We start from the raw sequence: 12,994 nt of genomic DNA on the forward strand, positions 1-12,994 counted from the left end.
GTTTTTCACCTGCCTTTCGTACTGCATAAAAAAGCCCTGCCCCGGAGCTCCGGGGCAGGGATCCGAAGCGGATTAGAAATTCATCCGCAATCCCAGCAAGACCTCGCGACCGGTGCTGTTGTATTCGCGCACCAGGTCCAGATCGCCCTCCGGACCGGTGGTGTAGAGTCGCTCGGTCTCGTTGGTGAGGTTGATCGCCTCCAGTGTGACTTTCATATAGTCGGTCACATTGTAAAACGCGGACAGATCCAAGCGGGTCGGACCAGTGGTGCCGTGCGAGGCATTGTCGTCGGAGCCGGTCTGGTCGGTGACATAGTCGTCGCGGCTGTTCACCATCAGGCGGCCACCGAACAGATCGGTTTCGTAGTAAACGCCGAGGTTGTAGCTGTTTTCCGACAGCCCTTCCAGCGACCCGACCACGCCGTTGCCGAACTCGGCCTCGGACTCTACATGGGTGAAGTTCGCCAGCACACCGAAGTTGCTCGCCCAGCCCGGCAGGAAGCGCAGCGGTTGCTGGTAGGAGATCTCGTAGCCGTCGAGATCGGCACCTTCACCGTTCTCGCTGGTAGTGATGTTCCAGTCATCAGAGTTCGGCGACAGGGCACTCGGCTCGTACAGTGGACTGCTGGGATCGTATTCCGGGCGCGCAGCGACGATTGCGCGGATATCGCTCGGCAGCTCCTGACCATTCAGCGTGGTGCCGGTGATAAAGCTCTCGATCTGCTTGTGGAACACCGTCAGTGCCAGCAGTGATTCCTCGGCGAAATACCACTCGATACCGATATCGGCGGAGTTGGCGCGGATCGGCTCGAGGCCTGGATTACCGACCGAGACGTTACCGTTGATCGGCGTTACGTCCACGGTGCCTGCCATGCTGCCGAGACCGGGGCGCGACAGGTTGCGGGCCAAGCCGACGCGCAGATACAGGTCTTCCTGGAATTCCCACAGCACGTTGGTGGACGGCAACCACTCGGTGTAGCTGTCTTCCAGCTCGGTCGGCACATAGCCGCCCATACCATCGCTGGTGACACCTTTCGAGGTTACGGTGGTATCCACCAGGCGCAGACCGGCGTTAAACGTCAGCGGTTTGCCCAGCAACTCGGTGCTCACATTGGTTTCCACATAACCGCCGAGCGTTTCCTCGGTGATGTTGTAGGTGTTGGAGTTGTCCGGGTCCAGTGTGAACTGACCGGCGCCATAGGCCGCCTTGGCTGCATTGAAGTCCGCCACCAGCCAGTTGTCCGGGAAGCCGCCGGGGGCGTCGATGCCGTCAGAGAAACCATCGACCACATCGGCCAGCTCGTTGGTCACCGACTCGTCGAGGAAGTCCGGTGTGCTGATCGTGCCCTCGGTCGGGTTCCAGAACTGGGAATCGATTTCACGGTTGTTCCAGATCAGGCCGGTCTTGATATTGGAGTTGTCGTCCTCGATCGTCAGGTCCGCGCGGAAGGTGTCGTTGTCACGGCGCACGACTTCGTGGCGCAGAGTCGGGCCGGACCAGACGTAGTTGGCCGGATCGAGCGTATCGAAACCAAACGACATCTCGGCAATATCGCTGTCGTCGAGGAAGGAGTAGGCGAAGGAGTGGCCCTCGGCAGCGGTGATATTGAAGCGGTACTGCTGTTCGACATGCTCCGACACCGCGTTGCCGTACATCACGTTCAGCTGCATATTGTCGGCGATATCGAATTTGCCCGACAGTACCGTCTGGGTGAAGTCGGAATCGCTGAACTGGCCGCGGCTCTCTGAACGCGGCGTGACGTTCTCGAACTCACCGGCAACGATATAGCGGCCGCTGTCATCCAGGGTCACGCTGGTCGGCGAGATACTCTGGAAGGAGTTGCGGAACTGCGCGAAGTAGTTGTAGGAGGTCACATCCGCCTTCAGCTGAGAGTTCAGCACATCCAGCGAGAACTCCATGCGGTCGTTCGGCCGGAACTGCAGCGAGCCGGTCAGGCCGAGGCGCTCCTGCTCGCGGTTGAAGGAATCCATGCGCGGCAGGCGCGGTGCCCACATGTAATCCAGCAACTGTGTCTGGTCGAAGCTCTCACCGGGGTAGTTGGCGCCAGAGTTCGGCGTGCCGTTGATAACGGTATCCGCATCGGTATTGGCCCAGCTGCGTCCGCCGTTACTGGCGGGTCCGGTCCAGCGCACTGTACCGAAACCTTCCTGGCGCACGGTGCGCTCGGAATAGGCGGCGCTCACCAGTACACCCACCTTGTCGTCGAGGAAGGTGTTGCTGTACATACCGGTCATGCGCGGATCCGACTCGCCAGCAAAGCTGTCAGCGGTCAGCTGGCCACCGAAGGCAATCTGCTGGCCCGGATTGTCGAATGGATGCGGCGTGGACAGTTCCACCGTCGACGCCAGTCCACCCTCTTCCACCGATGCTACCGGCGACTTGTGGATGGTGATTTTGTTGAACAGCTCGGACGCGAATACGTTGAAGTCAAAATCGCGGCCGCGGTTCACACCGCCTGAGGAATCCAGGCCGCCGGTACTGGCCGGCACTTCCATACCGTTCAGAGTCGTGCGGGAGAAGCCCGGGCCGAGGCCGCGTACAGTGATATTGCGACCCTCACCGCCCTCGCGGCTGATGGCGACGCCGGGCACCCGCTGCAGCGATTCCGCCAGGTTGAGATCCGGCATCTTGCCGATGTCCTCGGCGATAATGCTGTCAGTGTTGTTGGCGCTCATGCGCTTGGTATCAAGCGATCTCTGCAGGGACTGACGGAAGCCGGTTACGGAAACCTCCTCCAGTACCTCACCCCGGGGCTGAATCTGGGCTTCTTCGGACGGTGCCTGCTCCTGTGCGATTGCAGCCGGGGCAACCACCGCCATGGCCAACACCAACGGCTTCAATTGATATCTAGTCATCGCTAACTCTCCTTCTCTCTTTTATTGTTCTCGCCAGCTCAGTACCCCATCAATCTGCTGACTCCCAAGTTTTACTGCTTCAAAACTGATATTTACCGCATTTTCTATGATCATCGGTGTTTCCACCTGCTCAACACTCACTCCCCTGAACTGCACATTTCGCAGTGGCGCAGCGGCAGGCGCGTGAACTTCGAGAAAAGTACCGATCTTTTTCACATCGATATTTTCAAAGACTATGTCCTTGTAGGTAGAGGGAAAGAAGCCGCCCAGTTCGCCCGGATAATTCAGCTGAAACCAGAACAGGTTCTCGAAAGACTCCACCTTCAGGTTGCGCAGGTGGACATTTTCAACCAGCCCACCGCGATCGAGATTGGATTTGAAGCGGAAGGCAGAGATACCTTCGCGCAGAACGTTATCGGTAAAGAAAACGTCACGAATGCCACCGGACATTTCGCTGCCGAGCGCAATGCCGTCCTCGCCGCCCATGTCGTTGTTGCGCACGACGATGCGCTCGCTCGGCGCGGCAATAGTGCGGCCGTCCAGGTCGCGACCGGATTTGACCACCACCGAATCATCGCCAGTGCGGAACCAGCTGTCCTCCACCAGGACATTGCGGCTGGACTCGATATCGATACCGTCGTTGTTCGGGAAATGGCTCTCTACGCGGATTCCGCGCACTGTCGCGCTATCGGTGTAGACCAGATGATTGACCCAGAACGGGGAATTCAATGAGGTATAGTCTTCCAGCAAGACTCTCTTAGCGTGGAAGAACTGCACCAGCGGTGGTCTTAAATAAGTACCCTCGGCAAAAATACGCTTTTCCACCGGCACGCCGCCGGCGCCCATCTTGCGCAGGCGCACCATGTCCGCCTCTTGCTTGGCGTGCCACGACTTGAATTCACTGCCTGCGTTGCCGTCGATTATTCCCTTGCCGGTGATTGCCACATCCTCGACATTGGCGGCGTAGATCAGCGGCGAGTAGGTATAGACCTCTGTCCCCTCCCAGCGCGTCTTCACCGCCGGCAGATAGTGTTCCGGGTTGGGAGAAAACAGTAGCTTTGCGCCCTCCTGCAAGTGCAGCTCGATATGGCTCTGCAGCACGATGGGACCCTTGCTGAGCCACGTGCCTTTCGGGACGACCACCCTGCCGCCGCCATTGCGCGCGGCTGTCTGGATTGCCCTGAGTATTGCCGGACGCGCATCCGCACCGGGCTCTGCCGGCGCATCGAAATCGGTGATGTGATAGGTCTTGGCGGGGATACGGGGCCGTTCGATATCGGCAACGATCTGCTCGGCCAGCGTCCACGGATCGCCGTCGCTCGCAGAAACATTGAGCGATATCAACGGCGCCCAGGCGATGAAAAGCGCAGGCAGGAATTTTCTGTGTTTTCTTTCTCTCATATCCACATCCATTGGCGAGTATTGCTCGCCCTTATTATTTTTTGCCGACCGGACAGGATGCTCAGCTTGGATTACCCGCCACTCGCTAGCAGGCAATCTTCCGGTACTGCCTATTCATTACTCGGCCTGCCAATCGTTGCCAGAATGCCGCCGTCGACATATACGATCTGGCCGGTGACAAAATTGCTCGCATCACTGGCGAGGAAAACCGCCGTACCCTGCAGATCTTCGGGGTTGCCCCAGCGCCCGGCCGGGGTGCGACTGATGATGAAATCGTTGAACGGGTGACCATCGACGCGAATCGGTGCTGTCTGGCTGGTGGCAAAGTAGCCGGGACCAATGCCGTTGACCTGAATATTGTGCCGGGCCCATTCGGTAGCCATATTGCGGGTCAGCATCTTCAGGCCGCCTTTGGCCGCGGCATAAGCGGATACCGAATCGCGCCCCAACTCGCTCATCATCGAACAGATATTGATGACCTTGCCGGCGCCGCGCTCGATCATGCGGCGCACCACCGGCCTGGTCATGGTAAAGACACCGGTCAGGTTGGTATCGATTACCTGCTGCCAGTCTTTTAATTCCATTTCCAGTAGCGGCACGCGGCGGATGATGCCGGCATTGTTGACCAGCACATCGATGGGCCCCTGCTCCTGCTCGATCTGGCCGACCATATCGGCCACGACTGGTTCGTCAGTGACATCGAACAGATAGCCGTGTGCATTGAAACCCCTGTCGCGCAACCGAGTGACGGCGCTGTCCAGTTTTTCCTGGGAGGAGTGGCCGGTAATCACCAGCTTGGCACCGGCGATACCCAGACCCTCGGCCATCGCCATACCGAGACCATGAGTGGCGCCGGTGACCAGCGCCAGCTTGCCGCTGAGATCGAACATTGAGTTGGCCATTTCAATTGAACCTGAATCGTTTATCGTTTTGACGCAGACATTGCGCTCGCTCCTGCATGAGCGGGCCTGCGGCCCGGTGCGGAGCTGGAACTCCGCGTTCCCAGGTCAGCGCAATTCGCAGGGCTTGACCCCATCCATATCGCCGTAGTCCAGATTTTCCCCGGCCATGCCCCAAATAAAGGTGTAGTTGCTGGTGCCCACGCCGGAGTGCAGCGACCAGGTCGGCGATATCACCGCCTGCTCATTGGCCATCCAAATACTGCGAGTCTGCTGCGGCGGCCCCATGAAATGGCACACCGCCTGATCTTCCGGCGGATTGAAATACATATAAGCTTCCATGCGCCGGCTGTGTGTGTGGCACGGCATGGTGTTCCAGACGCTACCCGGCGCCAGCTCAGTCATGCCCATCTGCAGCTGACAGGTTTCCAGTACGTCGCTGACCAGCAGCTTGCGCAGGGTGCGCTGGTTGCAGGTTTCACTGCTGCCCAGCTCGATCACCTGTGCATCCCCCTGCCCCACCTTGCGTGTCGGGCAGGCGCGGTGTGCCGGTGTGGAATTCAGATAGAACTTTGCCGGCGTCGCTTTCACGTTGCTGGAAAATTTCACCTCGCGGGAGCCACGGCTCACATACAAGGCTTCCTTGGTACCCACTTCGTAGACGGTGCCATCCACTTCGACGCAACCGGGGCCGCCTATATTGATGACGCCCAGTTCGCGGCGCTCGAGAAAATAATCGGCCTTGAGCGGTTCGACGGTTTCCAGCAACACTTCGTGTTCGACCGGCATGACGCCGCCTACGATCATCCGGTCCACATGGGTGTACGTCAGGAGGACGGTATCCTGCTCGAACAGCAGCGGCACCAGGTACTCTTCCCGCAACCTGTCAGTATCGTAGCTGGTGTAATCCCGCGGATGTGTGGCAAAGCGCTCGTCGTATACAGTGCTCATCGGTACCCCCATTAGATTCGTTTGTTCAACAGCTCGGACATCTGCACGCCGGCCATGATGAACGGACCGACGCCTTTCGGGTCATTGGCAATCACCGGCTCGCTCATGTAATAGCGATAACTGCCGTCGCGACCGTAACCCAGCCCGGCCACTTCACAGATATTGGTCAGGCTGACGCTGCCATCGGCGTGGACCTGCAGAAATTCATTCAGCAGCCCGCGATAGGATTTCTTCGCCAGCGGCACGTAGGATTCCGGCAGATAGCCCTTGTTGATCGCCTTGGCAAAGAAGTAGGTAAACATGCTGCTGCCACTGGCTTCGAGATAGTTGCCGGGCGCCGACGGCTTGTCGGTGATCTGGTACCAGGTGCCGGTGTCGGCGTCCTGGTAACGTTCCAGCACCGGGGCCAGCTCGGCGATCATGTCGACAAGGTACGCGCGCTGCTCGGCATTTTCGGCGGGGATGAAGTCGAGCACGTCCACCAGTGCCATCGCCATCCAGCCCATGCCGCGGGACCAGTGAAATTCCGATAGTCCGCTTTCTTTATCGGCCCATACCTGCTGGCGCTTCTCATCCCAGGCGTGGTAGTAGAGGCCACTGTGCGGATCGCGCAGACGCTCTCGCACCAGCTTGAATTCCGCCAGCACTTCGTCGAAGTCCGGCTGCTCATGAAACAGATTTTCGTAGTGGGCGAGAAACGGCATGCCCATATAGACGCCGTCCAGCCACACCTGGAAGGGGTAGCGCTGCTTGTGCCAGAAGGCGCCTTCCGAGGTGCGCGGGTGCTGCTCCAGTTGCGTGCGCAACGTGTCCACAGCCACCTTGAAATTTTCCTGCTGGTTGCGCTCGTGCAGTCGCAGCAGCATCTTGCCGGAATTGATACTGTCGATGTTGTACTTGGCCATGTCGTAGCTGTTGATGTCGCCGTCTTCGGTGACGAACGAGCCCATCACCTGCTCGACGGCGCGCGCGTAGCGCGAATCCGGACTGACACTGTTGAGATCGTCAATGGCTTGCACCAACAGCCCGGTGGTGTACTCGAAATTGCTGGGGCGCTTGCGCAGCGGATCGAAACCGCCATAGGCGAAGTGCGGAACGTGGCGCTGCAACTCGGCATCCGCCAGGCGCCGGCTCCACTCGAGGGCGACTTCCGCAGTCAGGTGTTGCGATAATTCGGCTTCGGTGGCACGGGTGCTGAGCTTCTTGCGCAGCGGCATGGTCAGCTTTTCCGCCTCTTGCGCCAGATAGACCTCGAACTGCTCGGCGTCGGTGATTGGACCGTGCGCACTCGACGCTTCCAGCTCCCAGGCGGCAGTGAAATAGTAGTGAACCTGCTGGCCACGGGGATTCAGCACCACCACCTGGTTGTGCTCGTCCTCGGTGATTTGCTTGATATCCTGCTTTTGCACCAGCAGTCCGAGACCGAGCTTGCTGCCGTCGAGGCTCTGCGGTCCGTAGGTGCCGATATAAGTCCACGCCTTGCCGGTAATATCCAGATCGCCGACCAGCAATTTAGTGCCGGGCAGCTTCACCAGACCGGCTGCCATATTTTCCAGTTCGGCACTGGTTTGTGCTTCTACCTCCACCAGGCGGCTGCCGGCGCGCATGGCCAGCGTAGCGTTCAGATCAGTCTGCTGACCCTCGCTCGGGCGCCAGCCGCTGTAGCGCAGCGCAAAGGAGGAATAGAGTTCGCCGTTTTCGGCGATAGTCGCCGACCAGTTCTGCACATCGCTTACGCGGATGGTTTTCTCGCCGTCCCAGTAACCGTAGCCACCGACGCCCAGTGCGCTGCCGACTTTCAGGATATCCATACCCCAGTCAGACATCTCGTGATAGGAGTCGAAACCATCCTGGCCGACATCCTGCAGCACCGGCTCGCGGGTGCGCTTACCGAAAACATCAAAGCCGTTGCGCCAGTCGAGGTACACGCGATAGCCGACCAGGTCGGATTCGATACCCGGCCCCTCGTAGCGAATAAAGTAGGAGTGGTCGGTGTGCTCCGCCGGCACATCCAGTGCGCTCACATTCTGGAAGTGTCCGCCTTCGTATTTCCGCTCCACCCAGCGGCCGCCAGTCTTGCGGGAAATTTCTGCCTGTGTGCGCTTGGGATTTTCTCCATGTGCCGCTTCAGCAGGCTCGGGGTCAGACTCGGTGATTCGCAGCTGAAGCGTTTCCTCCGCGGCAATATCGAGGGCAAACAGAATGCCGTCTTTGTCGCCATCGGCGTCTTTGTCGATTGCCTGGACCGGGAGGGCTGTGGACTGTTTCCACACGGCGAGTGCCGGTTCGAAATCAGCCGGCAAACCGAGTTCGTGGTAGCTGAGATAGACGGCCTCATCCAGCCGCGCAAAGCTGGAGGAGTTGTGGAGTTCCAGACGGGCAACTTCGCTGGAAGCCGATGCGGGGGCACCCGCGCCGTTTTTGGGGCTATCGGTTTTCGCAGCTTCGGGTGACTCACCACAGGAGGCGAGCGCCGCCAGCGCTAGAGAAATGAGGCTCAGCTGGCCAAACTGTTTCACGAACATCGCTGCTTCTCTCTCATTTTTATGTGGTAAAACCTATTTGGTATTACCGCTTATTATTTGATGGGCCAGATGATCGCACACGGATGACCACCTGACAACTTTTTGGCTGACCAATTAATGCCTTTTGGTTGTATACAGCTATCGCCGTTGTATTGGGCGCCAATCGGCCAGCCCCAAAGGTTGTGATTGCGAATCAGCCGGGCTGGAACGGCCTGCCATTGATGGCGACCTTGCTAACGGTCAGGCCAGTTACCTCTTGGATCACGCCGAGAGAGGCCGCCTTCTCAATGACACTGTCGGAGATATGCAGGCCACGAATAGGCGCGCGGGCGAAGCCGCGAATGTGGAAGGCGCGCTGGGCCTGCTGACAACGCAAGCTGTCGACGAAGATGTTGTAGACCTGCGGGTCGAACTGCCCCTGGTCCCCCTCCTCGTAGAAGAAGTTGATCACAATGACGTCCTTCACCTCGCCGATACTGACGTTGCGCACGTAGATGTCGTGGATCTCGCCACCGCGCATGGCGTTGGTCTTGATGCGCAGGCCGCGCTCGAGGTTGGGACTACTCATCACGCAGTTTTCCAGGAATACGTTGCGCACGCCGCCGGAGATCTCGCTGCCCAGCACCAGGCCGCCGTGGCCGTCGCGCATGCGGCAGTTGCGGATCACGATATTCTCGCTCGGCGTGGCCAGGCGGCGGCCGTCAGCATTGCGGCCGGATTTGATGGCGATGCAGTCGTCGCCATTGTCGAACAGGCAGTCCTCGATCAGCACGTTGCGGCAGGATTCCGGGTCGCAACCATCGGAGTTGGGGCCGTGGCTGCGCGCGGTGACGCCGCGCACCGTGACGCTGTCGCAGAGCACCGGGTGCATCACCCAGAAGGGGGAGTTCTCCAGCGTGACGTCTTCGATCAGCACATTGCGGCACTCGTAGAACTGCACCAGCGGCGGGCGCAGGTAGCTGCCGCCGGCATAGAGCCGCTCCGCCACCGGCACCCCTTTTTCCGCGTCCTCGAACAGCGCTCGCCGCGCCGCATGCTGGGTATCCCCGTCGTTCGAGCTCTGGGCGCACTTGGTGTTCTCGCCCTTCCAGGGCCACCAGGTATCGCAGTCGGCGCCGCCGTCGATCAGACCCTTGCCCGTCAGCGCTACATTCTGGCAGCCGTGGGCGTAAATCAGCGGGGAGTAGCCCATCAGCTCCATGCCCTCCCAGCGGGTCTTCACCGCGGGCAGGTAGCGCTCAGGCTCGGGAATAAAGGAGAGCACCGCGCCTTCCTGCAGGTGCAGCTCGGTATTGGAAACGAGATGGATCGGGCCGCTGCGGTACTTGCCCTGCGGCACCACGATGCGGCCGCCGCCGGCCTCCCGGCAGGCCTCGACCGCCGCCGCAAAGGCGCGACTGTCGTCGCCACTGCCGTCGCCGCTGGCGCCAAATATCTTGAGATTGAATTCCCGCGCGGGGATCTGCGGGCGCTGGATGGCCGCGAGAATCCCGGGCACCGCGGCCCAGGGGCCGCTGTATTCGGCCTGCGGTGGCCGGCTCATGGCCTGCGACACGGCCGGCAGCGCGGCCAGCGCCAGGGTTGACTGCAGAAAACTGCGCCTGCTGAGTCTCATCGTTCGCCTCCCGAAAAATTATTGTTGTGCGACAGGATTCCGCGTCCGCCAAAGCGGCAAGACCAGAATGGAGGATTTCAGGAGTCTGTCATACCAATTGTGGAGAGGCAACAGGAATGCGGTCAGGTGAGGCGGGGCGCGATGACCGGTAATCGGCAATCAGTAATCTGTGGTCGGTGGTTGCTGGTCGGTGGCCTGAGGTCGGTGGCTGAACACCAACCACCGACCACTCGCGCACAGATCAGGGCAGGGCGAAACGCTCGCGGGCGGCGTTGACTTCGCGGCGCGCGGCCTCCAGGGCCTCGGCCTCGGTGGCGTCCAGCAACTGCTGCACCACGCGCTGCAGGTGGTCGCGCATCGCGTTGCGCGCTGCCTCGGCGTCGCGGCGCTTGATGGCATTGAGGATCTTGAGGTGTTCCTCGATGCGCGGCTTGGAGCCGGCCTGGCGCACCTTTTCGAGGATGCGCGCGGAGATGGACGAGCTGTTGCGTAGCTGCCACAGGTGTTCGCACACCGACACCACCGCATCGTTGTGGGTGCCGCGGGCAATGTGCAGGTGGAACTTCTCGTCCGCCACTTCCGCCTTCGCCTCGGTGGCGTTCTCGGCAATCATCTCCTGCAGTATCTGCTCCAGCTCGGCGATTTCGTCATCGCTCATCTGGCGGGCGGCCAGACCGGCGGCCTCGCCCTCGAACATGATGCGTGCCTGCAGGATTTCAAAGGGGCCGATATCGGAATCGGTCGCCTTAAAGGTACCGGCGTTGGCGTCGACCACATAGACACCGGAACCGCCCTTCACCTCCACACAGCCGGCGATCTCCAGCGCGATGATCGCCTCGCGCACCGTGGGGCGGCTGACTTCGAAGCGCTCCGCCAGCTTGCGCTCCGCCGGCAGGCGGGTGCCGGGCGGATAGTCGCCGGCGGCGATGGCGGCGGCCAGCTGTTCCGCCACCTGTTGGTACAGTCGCGCACCCTGCATGTGGTGTTTCTCCAATTGGTAATAATGAAGCCGTGGCGCAGTTTAGCAGATGGGGCTAAGCCGCAACAACAGATGATCTGCCGCAACAGTCTTACCAAAACTGACAATTTTTGAGATTGCGGCCTTACCAATATAGTGCTAGATTGCGACCATTCACAGAGTAAAGCGCCACAACAATAAGATTTCTGGCCGCGAGCGCCTTGCGGAGTCAGTAGACAGATGGACCTTATTCATATTCACGAAGTCGACAATGTCGCCCTGAGCCGCGCGCGCCAGCCCGCCGGCAGCCTGGTGAACTGGCGCGGCGCCCTGCTCGAGCTGCGCACCGAGGTGCCGGCTATGCACAAGGTGGCGGTCCGCCCCATCGCCCGCGGCGACGCGGTCCTGAAATACGGCCAGATCATCGGCTTCGCCAGCAGCGATATCGCCGCCGGCGAACATGTGCACGAACACAATATGGAAGTCGGCGCCCACAGGCCCGATTACGCCTACTGCAGCCAGGTGCCGGCGATCGACTATATCGACCCGGCAGCCAGGGCCTGTTTCCAGGGCTACCGCCGCGCCAGCGGCCGCGCCGGCACGCGCAACTATCTCGCCATTGTTTCCACGGTCAACTGCTCGGTCACAGTGGCGCGCGCCATTGCCGCGCACTTCAACAACAGCGGCATGCTGCGGGACTTCCCCAATGTGGACGGCGTCGTCGCCCTGGGCCACGACAGCGGCTGTGGCATGTCCACCGGCGACGAGGGCTACCGCACCCTGATGCGCACGCTGCACGGCTATATCGGCCACCCGAATTTTGCCGGCGTTCTGCTGATCGGTCTCGGCTGCGAGGCGATGCAGGTGGGCAGCCTGCTGCGCGAGTGCGGCCTGCAGACTGGCCCGCTGTTCCAGGCGCTGACTATTCAGGGCGCCGGCGGCACCCGCGCTGCGGTGGAGGCCGGCGTGGCCAAGCTCGGCGCCATGCTGCCGGCGGCCAATGCCTGTGTGCGCGAATCGATACCCGCCGCCGAACTGACACTGGCCGTGCAGTGCGGCGGCAGCGATGCCTTCTCCGGTATCACCGCCAACTCGGCCCTGGGTGCGGCGGCAGACCTGCTGGTACGCCACGGCGGCACCGTAATCTATTCGGAGACGCCGGAGATCTACGGTGCCGAGCATTTGCTCACGCGCCGCGCGGTAACGCCGCAGGTGGCACAGAAACTGGTGGATCGCATTCGCTGGTGGGAGCACTACACCGAAATCAACGGCGTGGCGCTGAACAACAATCCCTCGCCGGGCAACAAGGCCGGCGGCCTGACCACCATTGCCGAAAAATCCCTCGGTGCCCAGGCTAAGGGCGGCACCAGTGCGCTGCAGGATGTCTACCTGTACGCGGAGCGGGTGCAGAAGAGAGGGCTGGTATTTATGGACAGCCCCGGTTTCGACCCGGTGTCGGTCACAGGGCAGATAGCGGCCGGGGCCAACGTGGTCTGTTTCACCACCGGGCGCGGCTCCGCCTTCGGCGCCAAGCCGGTGCCCAGCATCAAGCTGGCCAGCAATTCGCAGCTGTTCCAGCGCATGCGCGAAGATATGGACATCGACTGCGGCGGCATTCTCGAAGGCGAGTGCTCGGTGGCCGAGTGCGGGGAAATGATTTTCCAGCGCATACTCGCCATCGCGTCCGGCGAGAAGAGCGCGAGCGAGCTGCTCGACTACGGCGACAACGAGTTTGCACCCTGGCGTATCGGTGCCGTTATTTAAAAGC

8 protein-coding genes are annotated in these 12,994 nt (G+C 60.7%); 1 reads left to right on the forward strand and 7 read right to left on the reverse strand.

Annotation, left to right across the window (positions count from 1 at the left end; genetic code table 11):
- Nucleotides 1-72: 72 nt before the first annotated feature.
- The 7 genes from RRF64_RS09980 to RRF64_RS10010 all read right to left on the reverse strand — a co-directional run bounded on the left by RRF64_RS09980 (nucleotide 73) and on the right by RRF64_RS10010 (nucleotide 11,247).
- Nucleotides 73-2,877, reverse strand: a complete 2,805-nt coding sequence (locus RRF64_RS09980; protein WP_323845739.1) for a TonB-dependent receptor — start codon at nucleotides 2,875-2,877, stop codon at nucleotides 73-75.
- Between the two features lie 21 nt (nucleotides 2,878-2,898).
- Nucleotides 2,899-4,278, reverse strand: a complete 1,380-nt coding sequence (locus RRF64_RS09985; protein ID WP_323845740.1) for a glycoside hydrolase family 28 protein — start codon at nucleotides 4,276-4,278, stop codon at nucleotides 2,899-2,901.
- Nucleotides 4,279-4,388: 110 nt separating this feature from the next.
- Nucleotides 4,389-5,180 (reverse strand): gluconate 5-dehydrogenase, encoded by a 792-nt coding sequence (locus tag RRF64_RS09990; RefSeq protein WP_323845741.1) that lies wholly within the window; start codon nucleotides 5,178-5,180, stop codon nucleotides 4,389-4,391.
- A gap of 105 nt (nucleotides 5,181-5,285) precedes the next feature.
- A complete protein-coding gene (kduI, locus tag RRF64_RS09995; RefSeq protein ID WP_323845742.1) occupies nucleotides 5,286-6,128 on the reverse strand; it encodes a 5-dehydro-4-deoxy-D-glucuronate isomerase in 843 nt (280 codons plus the stop codon).
- A gap of 11 nt (nucleotides 6,129-6,139) precedes the next feature.
- Nucleotides 6,140-8,653, reverse strand: coding sequence for a glycoside hydrolase family 88 protein (locus RRF64_RS10000; protein WP_323845743.1), 2,514 nt, complete (start codon nucleotides 8,651-8,653; stop codon nucleotides 6,140-6,142).
- A 193-nt stretch (nucleotides 8,654-8,846) separates the two neighbouring features.
- Nucleotides 8,847-10,268, reverse strand: a complete 1,422-nt coding sequence (locus RRF64_RS10005) for a glycoside hydrolase family 28 protein (protein ID WP_323845744.1) — start codon at nucleotides 10,266-10,268, stop codon at nucleotides 8,847-8,849.
- A 241-nt stretch (nucleotides 10,269-10,509) separates the two neighbouring features.
- On the reverse strand, nucleotides 10,510-11,247 hold the full coding sequence (locus tag RRF64_RS10010) for a FadR/GntR family transcriptional regulator (RefSeq protein WP_323845745.1): 738 nt from the start codon (nucleotides 11,245-11,247) through the stop codon (nucleotides 10,510-10,512).
- 219 nt (nucleotides 11,248-11,466) lie between these two features.
- Here RRF64_RS10010 and RRF64_RS10015 point away from each other — a divergent pair, with 219 nt between their 5' ends.
- Nucleotides 11,467-12,990: a UxaA family hydrolase gene (locus RRF64_RS10015; protein WP_323845746.1), complete on the forward strand. Its 1,524-nt coding sequence runs from the start codon at nucleotides 11,467-11,469 to the stop codon at nucleotides 12,988-12,990.
- Nucleotides 12,991-12,994 lie beyond the last annotated feature (4 nt).

It is taken from the genome of Microbulbifer magnicolonia (genome assembly GCF_035117725.1).
Classification (GTDB): domain Bacteria; phylum Pseudomonadota; class Gammaproteobacteria; order Pseudomonadales; family Cellvibrionaceae; genus Microbulbifer; species Microbulbifer magnicolonia.

Bases quoted from the DNA above. Each gene is read 5' to 3' on its own strand.
- RRF64_RS09990 (WP_323845741.1), bottom strand. From the start codon at position 5,180: ATGGCCAACTCAATGTTCGATCTCAGCGGCAAGCTGGCGCTGGTCACC.
- RRF64_RS10000 (WP_323845743.1), bottom strand. From the start codon at position 8,653: ATGTTCGTGAAACAGTTTGGCCAGCTGAGCCTCATTTCTCTAGCGCTG.
- RRF64_RS10015 (WP_323845746.1), top strand. From the start codon at position 11,467: ATGGACCTTATTCATATTCACGAAGTCGACAATGTCGCCCTGAGCCGC.
- kduI (WP_323845742.1), bottom strand. From the start codon at position 6,128: ATGAGCACTGTATACGACGAGCGCTTTGCCACACATCCGCGGGATTAC.
- RRF64_RS09985 (WP_323845740.1), bottom strand. From the start codon at position 4,278: ATGAGAGAAAGAAAACACAGAAAATTCCTGCCTGCGCTTTTCATCGCC.
- RRF64_RS10005 (WP_323845744.1), bottom strand. From the start codon at position 10,268: ATGAGACTCAGCAGGCGCAGTTTTCTGCAGTCAACCCTGGCGCTGGCC.
- RRF64_RS10010 (WP_323845745.1), bottom strand. From the start codon at position 11,247: ATGCAGGGTGCGCGACTGTACCAACAGGTGGCGGAACAGCTGGCCGCC.
- RRF64_RS09980 (WP_323845739.1), bottom strand. From the start codon at position 2,877: ATGACTAGATATCAATTGAAGCCGTTGGTGTTGGCCATGGCGGTGGTT.